Source organism: Flavobacterium taihuense, assembly GCF_019351435.1.
Taxonomy (GTDB): domain Bacteria; phylum Bacteroidota; class Bacteroidia; order Flavobacteriales; family Flavobacteriaceae; genus Flavobacterium; species Flavobacterium taihuense.
In genome coordinates, this window is the sequence record NZ_JAHWYN010000006.1 from 17,487 (window position 1) to 34,681 (window position 17,195).

At 32.4% G+C, this 17,195-nt stretch carries 15 protein-coding genes; 2 read left to right on the forward strand and 13 right to left on the reverse strand.

The genetic code is table 11. The features are described 5' to 3' along the window. Nucleotides 1-103 precede the first annotated feature (103 nt). Nucleotides 104-1,648, forward strand: coding sequence for a hypothetical protein (locus KZH69_RS08080; RefSeq protein ID WP_219316928.1), 1,545 nt, complete (start codon nucleotides 104-106; stop codon nucleotides 1,646-1,648). Nucleotides 1,649-1,730: 82 nt separating this feature from the next. On the opposite strand, the gene KZH69_RS08085 is transcribed toward KZH69_RS08080, so the two are convergent. From KZH69_RS08085 to KZH69_RS08145, 13 genes are all read right to left on the reverse strand, one after another. After that, nucleotides 1,731-3,821, reverse strand: coding sequence for a chitobiase/beta-hexosaminidase C-terminal domain-containing protein (locus tag KZH69_RS08085; RefSeq protein ID WP_219316929.1), 2,091 nt, complete (start codon nucleotides 3,819-3,821; stop codon nucleotides 1,731-1,733). Nucleotides 3,822-4,179: 358 nt separating this feature from the next. Next, entirely contained in the window at nucleotides 4,180-5,076 is an 897-nt protein-coding gene (locus tag KZH69_RS08090) for a cytochrome c3 family protein (RefSeq protein WP_219316930.1), read from the reverse strand. 20 nt (nucleotides 5,077-5,096) lie between these two features. Continuing rightward, nucleotides 5,097-5,666 carry a hypothetical protein gene (locus KZH69_RS08095; RefSeq protein ID WP_219316931.1) on the reverse strand — a complete coding sequence of 190 codons (570 nt, stop codon included), beginning with the start codon at nucleotides 5,664-5,666 and terminating at the stop codon, nucleotides 5,097-5,099. Between the two features lie 87 nt (nucleotides 5,667-5,753). Next, entirely contained in the window at nucleotides 5,754-6,266 is a 513-nt protein-coding gene (locus tag KZH69_RS08100) for a DUF2231 domain-containing protein (protein WP_219316932.1), read from the reverse strand. Nucleotides 6,267-6,355: 89 nt separating this feature from the next. Next, nucleotides 6,356-7,474 (reverse strand): VIT1/CCC1 transporter family protein, encoded by a 1,119-nt coding sequence (locus KZH69_RS08105; protein ID WP_219316933.1) that lies wholly within the window; start codon nucleotides 7,472-7,474, stop codon nucleotides 6,356-6,358. Nucleotides 7,475-7,601: 127 nt separating this feature from the next. Next, complete coding sequence (locus KZH69_RS08110) at nucleotides 7,602-8,978, reverse strand: sensor histidine kinase (RefSeq protein ID WP_219316934.1); 1,377 nt, start codon at nucleotides 8,976-8,978, stop codon at nucleotides 7,602-7,604. Between the two features lie 4 nt (nucleotides 8,979-8,982). Beyond that, the gene (locus KZH69_RS08115; RefSeq protein WP_219316935.1) at nucleotides 8,983-9,651 is read right to left on the reverse strand and encodes a response regulator transcription factor; all 669 of its coding nucleotides are present in this window, start codon (nucleotides 9,649-9,651) and stop codon (nucleotides 8,983-8,985) included. Between the two features lie 90 nt (nucleotides 9,652-9,741). Continuing rightward, nucleotides 9,742-11,199, reverse strand: a complete 1,458-nt coding sequence (locus KZH69_RS08120; RefSeq protein WP_219316936.1) for a DUF3570 domain-containing protein — start codon at nucleotides 11,197-11,199, stop codon at nucleotides 9,742-9,744. A gap of 148 nt (nucleotides 11,200-11,347) precedes the next feature. After that, nucleotides 11,348-11,554 carry a DUF4266 domain-containing protein gene (locus tag KZH69_RS08125; RefSeq protein ID WP_219316937.1) on the reverse strand — a complete coding sequence of 69 codons (207 nt, stop codon included), beginning with the start codon at nucleotides 11,552-11,554 and terminating at the stop codon, nucleotides 11,348-11,350. Between the two features lie 7 nt (nucleotides 11,555-11,561). Beyond that, on the reverse strand, nucleotides 11,562-12,548 hold the full coding sequence (locus KZH69_RS08130) for an FAD:protein FMN transferase (protein WP_219316938.1): 987 nt from the start codon (nucleotides 12,546-12,548) through the stop codon (nucleotides 11,562-11,564). Next, on the reverse strand, nucleotides 12,548-12,982 hold the full coding sequence (locus tag KZH69_RS08135; protein WP_219316939.1) for a thioredoxin family protein: 435 nt from the start codon (nucleotides 12,980-12,982) through the stop codon (nucleotides 12,548-12,550). Before KZH69_RS08135 ends, KZH69_RS08130 begins: the two co-directional genes overlap by 1 nt. A 25-nt stretch (nucleotides 12,983-13,007) precedes the next feature. Beyond that, the gene (locus KZH69_RS08140; RefSeq protein WP_219316940.1) at nucleotides 13,008-13,451 is read right to left on the reverse strand and encodes a QcrA and Rieske domain-containing protein; all 444 of its coding nucleotides are present in this window, start codon (nucleotides 13,449-13,451) and stop codon (nucleotides 13,008-13,010) included. 213 nt (nucleotides 13,452-13,664) lie between these two features. Beyond that, on the reverse strand, nucleotides 13,665-14,663 hold the full coding sequence (locus KZH69_RS08145) for a cellulase family glycosylhydrolase (RefSeq protein ID WP_219316941.1): 999 nt from the start codon (nucleotides 14,661-14,663) through the stop codon (nucleotides 13,665-13,667). Between the two features lie 361 nt (nucleotides 14,664-15,024). Between KZH69_RS08145 and KZH69_RS08150 the strand changes: the two genes are divergently transcribed. After that, a complete protein-coding gene (locus tag KZH69_RS08150) occupies nucleotides 15,025-17,124 on the forward strand; it encodes an LTA synthase family protein (protein WP_219316942.1) in 2,100 nt (699 codons plus the stop codon). Nucleotides 17,125-17,195 lie beyond the last annotated feature (71 nt).

Here is a 17,195-nt window from a genome sequence, read left to right on the forward strand (position 1 = left end):
TACTTAGAACTAAACCTGCTTTTAAATAAATATACTACTTATAAAGTAAAAAATAACAGCATAAATATCTATAAATCAATATATTAAATACTTTTATAATACAATGGCTAACCATCAAAAAGATTTTTTATTTGTATTAATAAAATCCCTTTCCAAATCTGAAAAAAGACAATTTAAGATATTTGCAAGTCGATTAGAGACGAGTTCTAATACCAAGTTTATCGAGTTATTTAATATTTTGGATAAATCCGAAGTATATGATGAAAAACTAATATTAAAGAATGGCTTAATTAAAAAAGTACAATTATCGAATCTTAAATCATACTTGTATAAACAGATTCTGGTGAGTATTCGCTTGAATATTCCGAGTCAGAACATTCGATATCAATTGAGGGAACAAATTGACTTTGCCGCAATCCTTTATAATAAAGGGCTTTACAAACAAAGTTTAAAAATATTGGATAAAACAAAACAACAAGCCATCGAAAATGATGAGAAATACATGGCATTTGAAATTGTTGAATTTGAAAAACTAATTGAGTCACAATACATCACCAGAAGTATTCAAGGACGGGCTGATGAACTAGTCATTCAAGCCAAAGAATTGAATTATCGCAATACCATTTCGAGCAAATTATCTAATTTATCGCTTCAATTGTATGGTATCATGCTGAAAACCGGATTTGTAAAAAGCGATGAGGAATACAAATACATTGATGATTATTTTAATAAACACATTGCTCATTTAGATCAATCCAAATTTGAGTTTAGAGAGAAATATTGGTTTTATAATGCCAATTTGTGGCGAAGCTTCTTGGTACAAGACTTTCTTTCGTGTTATAAATATGCTTATAAATGGGTAAACTTATTTTATGACAATAAAAATATGATTTTCTTAAATCCTGTTTTCTTCCTAAAAGGAAATCATTATTTATTAGAGTCATTATTCATGCTCAAATACAAATCGAATTTCAAAAAGTATTTAGAATTGTTGGAAGAAACGATTAATGATCCCCGTTTTCCGGTAAACGACAATATTGCTTCACTGTCATTCCTTTATTTGTATAACAATAAATTGAACTATCATATACTAGAAGGCACTTTTGCGGAAAGCGAATATTTGGTACCAGTTATTTTGAATAAAATGAAAATTCACAGTGAGCACTTAGATGAGCACCACGAAATGATGTTCTATTACAAAATTGCCTGTATTTATTTTGGGAATGAGAAGTATCAAGAGTGTATTGTTTATTTAGAAAAAATCATCAACAACAAGAATCTCACCATGCGTGAAGATTTAATGTGTTTTGCGAGAATTTTATGTTTGATTGCACATTATGAACTAGGCAAAGATTACTATCTTGAAAACCAACTTAAAAATACATACAAGTTTTTACTTAAGATGAATGATCTTCACGAGGTACAAAAAGAGATTATTCGTTTCCTTAAAAACTTAAGTAATTTGTATCCTAGTGATATTAAGAAAGAGTTCATCAAAATGAGAGAACGCTTTATTGAATTAGAGAAAAACACATATGAAAAAAGGGCTTTTCTATATCTTGATATCATTTCTTGGCTAGAAAGTAAAATTGAGAATCGAAAAATAAGTGATATTATTAAAGAAAAAGCAAAGTTGATTAATAGGTAATCATTTAACTAATTAAAACAAATAAGAAAGGCTGTTTGAAGAATTCAAACAGCCTTTCTTTCTTTAACTAACTAACTATTTTTTATTTTTTAATTATTTTCAAAGTAAAATTCGAACCATTTTCATCCTTTGCTGTTATAAAATAGATTCCTTTACCTAGTTCGCTTATATCAATTGCGGTATTTGATTCTAATGATTTCGATTGTTGTTTTACAATTCTCCCATTTAAATCATAAATATAAAGGTTTGAAACCATACCATTTATTTTAAATGAATCTATCACTGGATTTGGATATAGACTAATTTTATTTTCCCCAATCAATGGTGTGTCCAAACCTAAATTCCCACATGTTTCCTCAACTAATGTACCAGTAGACATATTGTAACAAGTATTTTTATTTACTCCATTGATATCAGCTGTCTGAGGAGAGCCCTTACCACTATCGAAAAGTAAATTTGTACTTGCTATATTGCTAAAGGTATAAGAATAATATCCACCAGTATCCGGACCCGTCATTGCTTTTCCAGGCCAAGAAGAATCTGCTAAATTTGCCAATGGGGTAGCACTCCAGTGATGCACATTGATTGGTTTTGCCCAAGATGAAGGCGGTAAAAAACGCACAGTAATGTTCCCAACAGCTGTAAACGTATATGTTTGTGAAGTAACACCAGAGAACAATCCATCAACATCTTTTGCGATAGCTTTTATCGTTGTATTTACTGATACATTGATCGGAGTCGAATAGACCGAAGAAGTTGCCGTTGGAGTTGTTCCATCTGTTGTATAATAAATAATTGACCCAACTTTATCGTCTGTAGCAGCAATCGTAACTGATTGAGTTGTTCCTGCCACAAACGAACCTCCTACTGGAGAAATAGCTACTGTTGGAGCTACATTAACAGCAACTTTTGACCAAACCTTATACCCTGTCCCTGATGCGTTTTCAATCCAACCGGTACCTGTCGGCAATGTAGTTGTACTACCAAGTCTTACTGCCACTTTACCATCTATAATTGCTAGATATTCAGTCGTTGTAGCCGTTTGAATACTTACCGTACTTAAAGCATTTATTGCATTAGCTTTTCGAACAGCCATTAAAACATTTATATCATTTTGATGGGAGGTATACGTTCTAGTCACACCATCTTTGGTATAAGTTCCTCCATAATAATGCGAAAAAAATACGCAAGGAATTCCTGGGTGTGTCAAGATATATGCATATCCTTTCATAACATTTGCTTCTGCAATCCACTCTGTTTTAACAAAAGTATCATGATTATCAATAAAAGTTACAGCTAAATCCTTATATCCTGTTTGGCTTGACAAACCCGGTGTGCCCGCAAGTTTTGAATAATTACCTAAAAGTGCACTACTCAAATTATAGTACAATGGAAAATCAAAAGCAGTCGATTTTTTAGTTGTGCCATCAACCCAATTTTTCACATTAGTAACATTTCCATCCCAATATTCACCTACTGAACCATGTGGTGCAGAATCGGTATTGTATGTTCCAACGTAACTAGCTGAAAAACCTTTTACCATATCCCATCTCCAACTATCAAAACCTAATGCTTTTAGTCTAGTTAAATATTCTTTAACTCCATTTTGAACTTGAATGTCGCGGTGATCCAAATCTCTAGCACCACCAAAATCATCTCCTGTATCTGCAGTACCGCAAGGTCTAACTCCTGTAATTACACCTGTATTGGCTTCATCTGTACTTGTTATGGATTTACAATCCCATGCTGGATTAGTAAAATCCGTCCAATTTGTAGATCCGCCTCTATGATTCACAACCACATCCGCCATTGCGTGTATCTTTGGGCTACTCGAATTTAAGTTGGTTAATAATGTAGTCAATTGGCTTTCTTTACCGTATACTGTTTGCGAAAAATTATATAATTCCGTTGGAATATAACCCACCCCACCAGAAGATTTACTTGGTGGTGGCATCCATAGCACTGTAATACCTGCTGCTGCATAACTACCTGCTCTGTTATTAAGAAAATTATATAATCCACCTTCCGCAATCACTGATGCTTGATTGTGAACATCCCAACTGAATGCCTGCAACATAATATCATCTTTGAAAGTTTGAGCATTAGCTCCTAGAATTGAAAACACAAACAAGCACATAAAAAGTGCTTTTCTAAAAAGTAATCTTTTATTCATAATTTGGGGTTGTTAATTATCAATGAAATAATTTAAGAAATTAGTAAATGCAATAAAACAGTTAAATTTTAATCAAAAATCATTTTAAATGCAATTAAATTAATTTATTATTAAGTACAGCGACCTAAATTATGCATTTTTATGCAATAAAATCACAAACAGAAAACTCACTTCTTTACGACAACGTAATAGTATGCATAACTTTTTCATTTTTAACATTTAGCCAAAAATAAACGCCTAATAATATGACAAAGTGAATTATTTATTCAATTCAAAATTATTACATAAAAAAAGCGACCCAATTGACCGCTTCATAATAAAATGATTGTTCTTCTCAACACTTCAAATATTAAAAAAATCAATCGTCATTTTCTTCATTTTCATTATTTAATTCCTTGCTAATATAGCTCCTAACTTTACCCTCATTAGATTCAACTTCATCTCCACTACCATTTTTATGGCATTTTACACAATTAGTAAAATTAGTTATCCCTTCTTCCGAATGTTCTTCACGTATATTACCAATAGAATGTTCATGACATCCAAAACAAGTATATTCCCTAAAATTATTGGTTGTATGACACACTTTACAATCTATTTTGTGGTTTTCATCTAATTGGAAAGACAAATCATGGCTAAAAGTCGAAGGATTCCATTTATTAAAACCATGACATAAAGCACAATTACTGGTAGTGCTACTATGAAAATTATCCATTGGAATTTTATGACAGTTTATACATTTGCCTCTAGCAGTTTTTTGAATCAAATTATGATTAAACTCGATTTTTGATGTCCAATTAATAGTTGAATGGCAACCAACACATGAATTAGAAACACTACTATGAAGATTATTATTGGGTTTAGAATGACAACTTATACAATTATTTTTATAAATTTCAGGCAATAATGAATGTTCGAATTTAACTGATGATCTTCCCATTACTGACTCTTTATGATCTGTATGACAAGATATACAAGATTGATGTCCTACCTTTTCATGAAACAAACTTTTATTTTTCTCTCTAACAAAATTACCTTTTTTATCTTTTTTTAATCCAATTTCAGAAGGTTTATGGCAAGAAATACAATTTTCATTTGGGGTTCCAGAAATTACTTTATGGCAAGCAAAACAATTATTTTCTATATCCGAATGAGCTTGATATAAATTACCAGGCGATAACATTTCATGAGGAAACATAATCACAAATGCAACAATAATTAATGTTATAATTACAAATAATATTCTTTGTTTCATATCCCTATTTTTTGTTTTAACTAATTAAAAAGAAGTACAGAAACAATATGTATCAAGGATAACAAACCTAAGAAATAAGTAATGGGCAAGTGCGTTTTTCTCCATTTTTTCATTCTGTCCACAGCTGTGGCGTCCCAAAAAATGGCTTTAGAAATTTCATCTTCTGTCTTTCCTGAATTTTCGAAATTTAATTTTCTTTCTTTCAATGTTTTGTTTGCTTGTGACAAAAGATATTTCCCTACCAAACCACTAGAGACATTAATCAATAACATCAATATCGCTAGCCAAGGTAAAATAGAATGAATGTGAATCCCGGCATGAACGAGAATCATTACTGAGCCAGAAATGGCAAGATATTCATGTAAATCCAATAACACTTTTGGAGAGCTAAACTGTATAATTTTTCTTTTTTTTAATGAATATAAGAATGAAATCAAAATAGTCAAAGTGCCCAAAAATCCTAAATATCTGCCAATAAAAACAATATCAAAATAGTGAAGGATAACATCAATTAGAATTGCAATAAAAATCATTGCTGAAAACCAAATTACAAAAGGTATAATATCCCTTAAAACGACACTCTTTCTCATAATCAGTTAATTTTTACAAAAAAACCCAAAATTGATATTTATTATAACATCTAATTTTGGGCTTTTATAATTGTTTTAAAAATTAAATCAATCGTTATCTTCTTTATCTTCTTCAACTGTAGTTGTTTTTTCAGCTCCTTTACTGTTTAGAGTAGAAGCATTCGCTCTAATTTCGGTATGACGAATTTCTCCACCAGAAGTACCCACTTTTTGCACTAAAAACAATCCAGCTGTTGCAATACCAAGTATCAAGAAAGAAAGTAGTTTTGCTTTAGCATAATTTTTAAAATTCAAATACAAACCTACTAGGGATAAAGCACCCAAAACATAAAGTAGTATAGCTAGTTTTTCGGCCAATTCTTCGTGTTCATGAATAATTTGCTTTCCAATATTTGGCATATCCTCAACCAATTCCTCAGCACCTTCTCCAGTTCCCATACTAAATGCAGCAAAAATAGCGGCAACTATAAATAGGATATATGAAGTATTTTGCAGTGTTTTATTTTTTAAAACTAAACCCGCAATCAAAATTCCAAATCCAAAAATGGTTCCAATAATTGGAAAATGGTTTACTACCATGTGTAAGTGAGCATCATTCATAATACTAATATTTAAAGTTTTTAATTAATTTCATCAGTTAAAAATACAACAGTTATTTGCCTTTCGAGTTACATCATTGACACCTGATGTTAACCTGCCAAAGAAACACCAATTAAAGAGCCTATTCCATAGGTGATTGCTGCTGCTACCAATCCAAAAGCCACTTGTCGAGTACCTGAGAACAGTATACTCTTTCCTGTTAGCAATGTAATGGCTGCACCAATTCCAAAAAGACCAATAACACTACTGGCAATGCTCAGTAAAATAGCATTATTCCCATCCAAAATCATAAACGGATAAAGAGGAATAATTGCTCCAATAGCAAACAAAATAAAGGATGCAATCGCCGCTTCCCAAGCAGAACCTCCCAATTCTTCTTTGTCAATCCCTAACTCTTCGGTAATAATTGCATCAATGGCAGTTTGAGGATTTTCGAATGCTTTATCGGCTAATTTTTGAGCTTCTAATGCATTCATTCCTTTGGCTTGATACAGCAAAACAAGTTCTTTTTTTTCTTCTTCGGGAGAAGCTTCCAGTTCTTCGGTTTCCAATTCTATCTGACGCTGATTCAATTCTCTTGAACTTTGAACAGACAACCATTCGCCCAAAGCCATCGAAATTGCTCCCGCCAATAAACCTGCAATACCTGTTAATAAAATCGTATTATTCGAAACTGCAGCACCAGCAACTCCCATCACCAAACTCATATTGGAAACTAATCCATCATTTGAACCCAAAACTGCAGCTCTCAATGCATTTCCTCCAACCGATTTATGTCGGCTTTCAAATTTGGACAATAAACCTCCCGACACATTCAATGCCGAATTATTGTTTACTGCTTCTATGATGTTAAGATGGTTGTGTTCAAAACCGGTTAACTTCTCCCCTCTCTCAATTTTATTTTTTAAGGTATTGATTGCAAATTGTTTTTCAATATTTGATAAACTACTGATAATCGAACTATATCCAAACAGTTTACCCAATTTTAGTTGGAACTTTGCTTTGGAAGAAGGCAATGGCATTTTGTAAGTTGAATCAAAAGTTAAAACTTTATCCAACATATGCTTGGCGTGTCCTTTTTCAATAGAAGCCAAACTTTGTAGCACTTTAGTTAAATTTTCATCTTCCTGAATAAACGCAATACTTTCATATAAAAAAGCGGTATCAACTTCAACTTGCAATTGCTCTTTGAGTTTTTTTAAATCCATAATTCTTAATTAAAATAGAATAATTTATTAATTTCTCCACTAAAGTAAAGATACTTAATCTATAGGCACTTAAAAAAAATAAACAATTAAAATTCGCTTAATTATCTCTTTGGAAACGTTTTGTAGTTTAAAAAACAAAAAAGACTTCTGTGCCTTTATTTAATTTACTTTTAATTTTAAATTCAATATCAAGTAATTGTGTGATTCGCTCCACAATAGAAAGCCCCAAGCCAGAACCTTTAATTTCAGGATGAAGCGTAGGATTTGATCTGTAAAAAGGGTTTTGAATTTTATCCAAATCGGTTGCTGGGATTCCAATTCCATTATCGGATATGAAACAAATAGTCTTCGCACTTTTTTTGGAGAGATTTATAGAAATTTTGCCGTTTTGGTTGGAATATTTTATCGCATTTGAAATCACATTACTAATAATTGTACTGACTAAATAATTATCGGAATTAATGTAATAATCTTTAGCAAAATTATTGACAATTTCTAAGTTTTTTTCTTTTATTTTGCTCGAATATAAAGTAAGTGCATCAAGAATTATAGCATTCAAATAAATCTTCTCTATTCGCAAACTTTGTTTCTGGTTTTCAAATCTGGCCAACAAAAGCAATTGGTCTACTAAATTATTCAACCTATTAACTTCAGAAATACTGAAATTAATTTTCTCTTCATATTCGGCTTGGCTTCTTGGTTTTCGTACCAAAACTTCCAAAGTTCCTTTTAAAACAGTCAAAGGAGTCCTTAATTCATGGGAAGCGTCGGAAGTGAATTGTTTTTCTCTTTCGACTGCATTTTCTATTCGATCCAGTAAATCATTTATTGTTTTGGAAAGTACAAATAATTCATCTTTATTTTGAGGTAAAATAATTCTGTCTTTCAGATTATCTTTAGTAATTCTGCTTGATGTTTCAGTAATTAGAGTTACTGGTTTAATACTTCGTCCAGCTATGAGCCTGGCTATAAAAAACAAGAGCACTAAAATTAAGGGGAAAGCTATAAAAAGTGTATTTCTAAGATTGGTCAATATTAATGTGGCTTCATCCAATGACATCGCCACAAAAAGATAACCTACTTTTTTGTCTTTATCAAAAAGTGGAATTTGGATTTGCCGGATTGGTTTTTTATTCAAATAGGAATCCACGAATAGATTGTCTTTTTGGTCTTTGTACAATTGAAGTTGCAATCCTTTAAGATTAGGAGATTTATCAATTAATTTATTGTTATTATCCAAAAACTGAACAAAAACAGGATTTACATTTACTCTATTATTGTCACTCTCTCTCCATTGATCAACTTGAATCAGATAGGCATTATTACTATCGATTTTAATCTGTTCCAAATATTCACTAGATTCTTCCAGTATATCATCATTGATATGTTTGTTGATACTATACAAAGTGATTGCATAAATAGTACAAAACACTACCGAAATCAATAGTCCCGTGCTGAGAATGTAATTAAAGGCAATTCTGTTTTTATAAGAGAATAAAAGCATTAATCTAATTTATATCGTTTGCAATATATCCAACGCCACGAATGGTTTTTATCAAATCTTCTTCTTTATTCAAATTGAGTTTTTTTCGGATAGCATTCATAAAAACATCAATAACACCAGTATCATATTCAAAATGAATATCCCAAACATCGGTAATGATTTGGTTTCTTGAACAAACTTTCCCTTTATTTTTTATTAAATAATTAAGCAACTCGTATTCCCTTTGCGTAAGTGAAACCTCTTGATTATTAGTTGTCACTTGATGTTTGGAAGGAACAATTTTAATTTTACCAAGTGTAAGCACATCATTTTGGTTTTCATTTCTAAAATGGATTTTGATACGCTCTACCAATTCATCAAAGCTAAACGGCTTTTTGATATAATCATTTGCACCAGCCTTCAAACCTTCAATCGTTTCCTGAATAGTATCTTTGGCAGTTAAGAACAAAATAGGCGTTTTTGAATCTGTTTTTCGAATTTCCCTACATACATCGATTCCTAACATTTTAGGCAAAATCCAATCCAGCAAAATAATATCCATTTTTTGACTTTGGGCCTTTTCGAGCCCTGTTTTACCATCATTGGCAACCACAACATCATAGCCTTCTTCTTCTAAACCTTGTTTTAGAAAATTGGCAATCCCTACTTCGTCTTCAATAATTAGAATTTTCATATGTAGACAATACTTTTTTTTATTGGAATATATAATTCGCATATGTTCAATGGTGCTTGAAACCTATTTACGGCCATGCCATTTCACATTTTATTGAAATACAAATTTAAAACCAATAGTACCAATATTTGCTGTCAAACCATCACTTCTGACGTAATGATTATACCTAAAATCAATATTTTTCATCCCAAAAGAAAAAATTTGGGCTTTTGTAAAAAGATCGGTATAAGAAACTCCAAAACCATACTGATTGGCAGAAAAAGTCGATAAATCAAAATCCGAAGTATAGAATTGCTCTGTTGACAAATGCGTTTGATATGGTGCAAAATATTTAGCTTGCGTTTGAGAATAATAGCGATACATAGGATAAGCCGTTAATTTGTCCGAAAGTTTTACCGGAACTTCTATGTTGAACGTATGGGCTTTTAAATCCCAATCATCGGTGTAATATCTGTAATAAGTTCTTACAATAAAATGTTCGTTAATATAATAATTGAAACGAGCTCCAATAGGCAGCTTAAAACGATTGTCGGGAAGTCTTTCAATATCATCAGCGAGTTCGTAAACCCCAATATTACTTGAGCTTGTATAGTTATCAATATATTGTGGCTGTCCAATGTAATAATGCGGTTTATCCGCAAAATACGTTCGGTGATAAGGTGATGATAATAATCCTTGCTGTTGCAAAACATCAAAAAATACAGAAAATTGGAAGTTTTTAGTCAATACTTGAGAAAAAGCAAATGAAGCCGAATACGAATTTCTATTAACTGAAGTCACAGGTGCAAATTTGGATGGCAAATAATCAGTAGAAGCCACTCCATTTTGATCCAGAATTGTTATCCCACTAAAATATCCTTGGTTTTGAAAATTAGAACCATAAATGGAATATTCGTGAAGTTCTGTTGGATAAATCGGTCTCCATTGATCGATATAAGCATTGGCTTTTATACTAACCTCTGTATTTTTTTCATTAAAAAGCTTGGCAACTCCACCACCAAAACCCACTGATGTATAATCGTATTCATTAGAAAAGGAAACATCTGCATTCCAAATAAAATTTCTGTCGTCACTACTGTGTGCATAAGTAGCTACTGCCGACAATAATTCATCATTTCCAGAAGCTCCAGATGAAGCTTGCCAAGGCGTAGGCCCAGCATTATTTGCGGCAGCGTTTCCATCATCATCATCATCATCATCATCACCGCCTCCGCCTCCCGATGCACCAGATGCAGAATTGAAAGGATTGATATTACTTGATGAAGCGGATGAATAGGCTGACAAACCTAAATCTACAGTCAATACATCATCATCATTTAATGGCATAGCCACGATGATATTGGTTGCAAAATCATTTAATTTTTCAGATCCTATTCCTCCCGAAACAGCAGAATGTGTTCCGTCCTGATCATAATAACTGGCCATAAAATCAACTTCTGTACTTTCTAAAACTCTCTTTTTAAATACAACGGTTGTGTCCTTCTCTTGACCATACGAAATCATACTTAATAAAAAGAAAAAAAGAAATAATGTTTTTATAATTTTCATTTTGGGTCTTTTATTTGGTAAAAAAGTTACTAAGATTCTGAGTTAATCAGACTCTGAGTTAATAACTATGACTTTTATTTTATTTTATTTTCTCTCTAATTAGATACTCGATTCTTAGCATGTCAGCCTCTTTCCAGTTGTAACAAAACTAATTACAACCGCAACCTCCACCCGACTTACCTCCATTGGCTCCAGCCGCCGCTTCTCTATATACTTGAAAAGTAGTTTCATACCGTTCTGTAGTTTTGGCTCCCAATTTCATTTCTGGATCATTGATATTCACTTTTTGATATTCTTTTACCGAATTACAGGACTGTAAAACAATTACGATTACTACTAATGCAACTTTTTTCATACTGTTACTATTTACTGTATTTCTTTATATCTATACCTTTTGACGTGAAGATTTTCCCTTTATCATCAACAATAATGCACTCAACTCCTTTGAGCTGATTGACTAAATCCAAACCAACTTCTACCCCTAAAACAAAAATTCCGGTTGCCAAAGCGTCTGCAATTTCCGTTTGTTTCGCAAATACGGAGACACTTACTACGCCCATAGCAGGATACCCCGTTCTTGGATCTATAATATGCGAATACCTTTTTCCATCAAAAATAACAAACTTCTCATAGCTTCCAGATGTTTCTACTGCGCTGTTTTCTAAAGGAAAAGTGGCAAAAACTTTATTTTTATTCATCGGATTTACAATTCCCACAGTCCAGGGTTTCCCATTAGGCTGATTACCCCATGCAAAAATATCACCCGATACATTTACTAATCCTGAGTTGCATCCTTTAGACAACAACAAAGCGTGAATTTTATCGGCAATATAACCTTGACCTATTCCTCCAAGCCCCAATTTCATTCCCTCCATTTTAAGAAAAATGGTATGTTCTTTTTTGTCTAAAATAATATTCTTGTAGCCAATTTTTTCAACCGATTTTTTTATGGCTTCCGGAGTTGGCATTTCTTTCATAGAGCCATCAAACTTCCAAATTTTATCCATGGACGCATACGATATATCAAATGCTCCAGAAGTAATTTCCGAAACTTTAATCGCTCTTTCAACCAATTCAAACACTTCAACAGGGACTTTTACTGGTTTTATTCCAGCATTTCTGCTCACTTCAGAAATAGGTGTAGTCGGAATCCAGTCAGAAATTTCATTTTCGATTCTCTTTACTTCTCCCACTGCCATATCAATGTAAATATCAGCTTCAGTAGTATCTTTGGCAACAACGGTCATTTCAAAAGGACTACCCAACATGTATAATTTTCGCTTATGCATTATCTGCGCAAAGGATGAGAATGCAAAGAATAGAACCCCTATGGACACAATTTTTTTCATTATTTTTCGAATGAATGAATAAGTTTAATATAGTCTTGTGCTGACACGTTTTTGAAACCTGTGACTCCAATTATCTTTCCTTTTTTATCTAAAAGCAGGACTAATGGAAAACTACCATTCTTATTGTATTTTTCAGCTAACTTATTATTGCTTTCTGTCAATTCTGCTGAAAGCTTATTGGCTTTTTTCTTGGGAAAATCTGCTTTATAAATCACCCAACTTTTATCGGCTTCGGCTTGAAACTCCGGTGATTTCCAAACTACATTATCCAATTTGATACAAGGCCCACACCAATCTGAGCCGGAAAAAACCAATAAAATGTTTTTATTTTCTTTTTCGGCTTTTACTTTTACATCTTCAAAGTTGGTATTCCAGTTTTGAGAATATCCAAAGGTTGCTGTCAGTAAAAACAAGATGGAAATTAAATATTTCATATTTATAGTAATTTATAATTTTTGACTAAGAAAAAACTCTAAGCGTATTTCCGTTTAATGTAGTATTATATTCTTTTAAATTTGCCGTTGCTGGCCCTTGCGTTACAATTCCTTTATTTGTGAATTGCGAATTATGATTAGGGCAAACAAAATTATTTCCAGATGAACTGTATTTCACATTAGTACCTTCGTGTGTGCAAGAAGCCGATACTGCCAGAAAATCTCCTGCAAGAGTCCTTGCAATTACAATACCTTTGGTAACTAAATAACCGCCATTGGCAGCCAATGCTCCCGTGCTTATATCCATATTAAAATCAACTCCAGTGGGAGGAGGCACTACCGATGTTGACCCGCCAGAATCAGGAGAACCATCACTGCTACAGCTTGTTGCTACTCCAGCAATACATGCAGGCATAAGTACTGCCGCTGCTCCAAAGCCTACTCTTGAAAAGAATTCTTTTCTATTCATATATCAATATTTTATTTTTTTAAAAATACAATTAATATTCCACAAATTTAACTCAAAAAAAACTGTTTAATTGTATGAACAAATGGGTCTTAAGTCAAATTTAAGAATGTAATCTTAAGGTTGGATGTACTATTTCAAAAAAAAAAAAAAAAACAGTCTAAAGTTTTTAAAAACTTTGGACCGTTCTAATTAATAAAAAAAAAGTATTGACTGTTACAACTTATTGTAAATCGTATTAAAGTAACTAGTTTTTGTATATGTTTTAGGACTTCCGCTAACATAGGACTGGAACTGAGGTGTAATCATATTCATGCCAATACCATCTCCTGCCCATGCCCAACCAATAATAGTCCAACCTTTGTTTTTTGCATAATCAACAATACCAGACCAGTCAGCACCTGAGCCGCCAATACTACCAAACTCACCCAAAATACAAGCTCTTCCCGATGAAGCCAAATCATCTATATCAGATGTGTTCATATATCTCCCTTTAGCTTGATTATAAGCGCCAGGGTAAATGTGTGCAGAAAGAATAATTTTCGTATCTGTTATTTTAGTTTGTCCAGAAGAACATCCTTTTACAGCACAAGCTGCAGTGGCTGTTTCTTGCCCCCAACCTGGAATATCAATTATAATGCTACCACTATATACTGCACGAACTTGAGCAATTGCAGCATTATAAGCAGACGCATAAGCAGATGGCGTTATGTTATGACTACCCCATTCATTCATCAGATTAACGATAAAACCTCCACCAAGTGAACTGTAGTTATTTTTCCACCAAGTTCCTGCTGCTAATAATTCTGAAGCACTGTCTGATCCCAAAACTGATGATTTATGATATGTCACAATAACTTGAAATCCATTTGATTTTGCTTCGGAAATCCAACGTTTTGCATTTGTTTCTTGTCCTGGCTCTACTTCAATACGCACCGATTTAATCTTTGTATTTTGTTTCATCAAAGTCCATCCTAAATCACAATTCCCACTATTATAATAGGAAGGTTGCAAGTTTACTCCATTCCCAATATCTCCAGCGGTAGAAGCTGTTTTTGCTGTTAAACCTTTAGTAGCCGTTGAAACTTCTGTTGCAGCTACTGCTCCTTCATTTGTGTCCGTTTTTTCACAACCTGTCATAAATAATAATCCAATTAACACTAAAAATGCAATGCTTACTTTTGCCTTTTTAAAATTTAAATTCATTTTTTTCATAATGCTATAGATTTGTTTTTTTTAATTTCTTGAATATCAAGAGACTTTCACTACAAATTTTAATATTTTATAAGAAAATATATAACAATAAATCATCAATATATAATACTATTTTATAATGATATGAATTAAAAAAAATGATTATGTTTTTTTATGGTTAAAATTTTAAACTTTATGCTTTATTAATACTAATTAATTAAGAATATAACCAAAAAACACTCTGCATAGTTTTTTAATACGCTTAGAAATCCAAAAAAATAGAATAGACATCGACCTTAAGTCAAATTTGAGAATCAAAGAATTGTTAAATAAATATCATTTTAGATTCATTTCTTTACTTTTGCAAAAAAAATAATACTTTATGAATTTTTTAAAAAAGTTTTCTCCTTTTTATAACCTCGCTCTTTTTTATATCCTTGTAAGCTTTGTTTTAAGAATCGTTTTGGTTTTCCATCCCATTACACAAACCTCTTTTTCTTTTGTCGATAGTTTAAAAATTTTTCTGTTAGGACTGCTTTCGGATGCCTTTGTATTTATAATAGCAACTGGTTTCTTGTGGTTGTATCTAATTTTTATATCCAATTCCAAATATTACAAACCATATGGCTACATTATTTTTGGATTTTTGGTAGCATTTTTCCTCTATATTGCCTCTGGGAAAACCGTTCTGAACGAATACGGTGGAGCCTTACCCAAAATCGGAATGATTTTCGTCGGTATTAAAACTTTGCTTTTCGGTCTTTTGCTTTTTTTACCCAAATATAGAAGCCAAATCAGATTTTGGTTATTCACTTTTGTGATGTTTATATATGTTGTCTTAATATTGCAAAACGGAATTAGCGAATACTTCTTTTGGAACGAATTTGGTGTTAAATACAATTTTATAGCTGTAAATTATTTGGTTTACACCAATGAGGTAATTGGAAACATTATGGAGTCTTACCCTGTAATTCCCTTATTTTCAGGATTGTTTTTAATTGCAGGGACAGTGACTTATTTCATTATTAAAAAAACAAGACACTATATTGATGTAATTCCAACTTTTGGCGATAAATTAAAACTGTCCGGAGTATATCTTTCATTATTTGGGCTTTCCTTTTTGGCTATTCCTTCTTTAGCTAAAAAAGAAAACTCTCAAAATGTTTTCACCAATGAATTGCAGGCTAACGGAATGTATCGTTTCTATTTGGCTTTTATGAACAGTGAATTGGATTATTTTAAGTTTTATAAAACGCTACCCGAAAAAGAAGCTTTTGCTTTGTTAGGAAAAGAGATTCCTTCTATTTCTGGGGTATCAAGTTTAAGGTCAATTACAAGTAATACTGCCGAAACTCCAAAAAATGTGGTATTAATTACTATAGAAAGTTACAGCGCCGATTTCATGAAAATGTATGGAAATGATCAAAACATCACTCCATTTTTAGACAATCTTGCCCAAAAAAGTTTATTATTTACCAATTTGTACGCCGTAGGAAACAGAACTGTTCGCGGTCTTGAAGCGGTAACTTTGTGCTTCCCTCCTACAGCTGGAGAAAGTGTCGTAAAACGAAAAGACAATAAAAACAAATTTTCTACAGGAGCACTTTTTAAACAAAGGGGATACAATGTTAAATTCCTTTACGGTGGAGATGCTTTTTTTGACAATATGGAAGACTTTTTTACAGGAAATGGGTATGATATAGTCGATAAAAAATCTTTCACTCCCGAAGAAGTTACATTTGCCAATATTTGGGGTGTTTGCGATGAAGACATGGCCAATAAAGCCATAAAAGTGATGAATGATGAAGCAAAATCAGGCAAGCCCTTTTTTAATCATTGGATGACCGTAAGTAATCACAGACCTTTTACTTATCCAAACAATAAAATCGATATTCCAGGTGATGTAAAATCTCGTGATGGTGGTGTAAAATATACAGATTATGCTTTGAGAAAATTCTTTGAAATGGCCAGTAAACAGCCTTGGTACAAAAACACTGTATTTGTTATTCTTGCTGACCATTGTGCTTCGAGCGCTGGTAAAACTGAACTTCCTGTAGACAAATACAGAATTCCTGCTATGATTTATAGCCCCGGGTTTATTCAGCCTCAAAAGTATACGAATGTAATGTCTCAAATAGATGTTATGCCAACGCTTTTTGGATTGTTGCATTTTGATTATAAAAGTAAATTTTACGGGCAGGATGTTTTGAAACCGGATTACAAACCAAGAGCATTAATTGCAACTTATCAGGATTTGGGATTAATAAAAGACAATGTCTTGACTATCCTTTCGCCAAAACAAACTGTAAAACAGTTTCAATTGTCTTTAAAACCGGATCAAAAACCGATGTCGGATTTTCAAATCTATTATGATCAAGTTCCTTTAATCAAAGAAAGAACTGATCTTGTTAATGAAACCATTGCGTTTTATCAAACAGCCTCCGATATATTGAAGAAGAAAAACTACCAGCTACTGAAATAAATTTCATAGTTCAATTTTCAATTCTTAGAAACACAAAAAAAGCCTGTAAAACTTAATTTACAGGCTTTACT

Bases quoted from the DNA above. Each gene is read 5' to 3' on its own strand.
- KZH69_RS08080 (WP_219316928.1), top strand. From the start codon at position 104: ATGGCTAACCATCAAAAAGATTTTTTATTTGTATTAATAAAATCCCTT.
- KZH69_RS08085 (WP_219316929.1), bottom strand. From the start codon at position 3,821: ATGAATAAAAGATTACTTTTTAGAAAAGCACTTTTTATGTGCTTGTTT.
- KZH69_RS08090 (WP_219316930.1), bottom strand. From the start codon at position 5,076: ATGAAACAAAGAATATTATTTGTAATTATAACATTAATTATTGTTGCA.
- KZH69_RS08095 (WP_219316931.1), bottom strand. From the start codon at position 5,666: ATGAGAAAGAGTGTCGTTTTAAGGGATATTATACCTTTTGTAATTTGG.
- KZH69_RS08100 (WP_219316932.1), bottom strand. From the start codon at position 6,266: ATGAATGATGCTCACTTACACATGGTAGTAAACCATTTTCCAATTATT.
- KZH69_RS08105 (WP_219316933.1), bottom strand. From the start codon at position 7,474: ATGGATTTAAAAAAACTCAAAGAGCAATTGCAAGTTGAAGTTGATACC.
- KZH69_RS08110 (WP_219316934.1), bottom strand. From the start codon at position 8,978: ATGCTTTTATTCTCTTATAAAAACAGAATTGCCTTTAATTACATTCTC.
- KZH69_RS08115 (WP_219316935.1), bottom strand. From the start codon at position 9,651: ATGAAAATTCTAATTATTGAAGACGAAGTAGGGATTGCCAATTTTCTA.
- KZH69_RS08120 (WP_219316936.1), bottom strand. From the start codon at position 11,199: ATGAAAATTATAAAAACATTATTTCTTTTTTTCTTTTTATTAAGTATG.
- KZH69_RS08125 (WP_219316937.1), bottom strand. From the start codon at position 11,554: ATGAAAAAAGTTGCATTAGTAGTAATCGTAATTGTTTTACAGTCCTGT.
- KZH69_RS08130 (WP_219316938.1), bottom strand. From the start codon at position 12,548: ATGAAAAAAATTGTGTCCATAGGGGTTCTATTCTTTGCATTCTCATCC.
- KZH69_RS08135 (WP_219316939.1), bottom strand. From the start codon at position 12,982: ATGAAATATTTAATTTCCATCTTGTTTTTACTGACAGCAACCTTTGGA.
- KZH69_RS08140 (WP_219316940.1), bottom strand. From the start codon at position 13,451: ATGAATAGAAAAGAATTCTTTTCAAGAGTAGGCTTTGGAGCAGCGGCA.
- KZH69_RS08145 (WP_219316941.1), bottom strand. From the start codon at position 14,663: ATGAAAAAAATGAATTTAAATTTTAAAAAGGCAAAAGTAAGCATTGCA.
- KZH69_RS08150 (WP_219316942.1), top strand. From the start codon at position 15,025: ATGAATTTTTTAAAAAAGTTTTCTCCTTTTTATAACCTCGCTCTTTTT.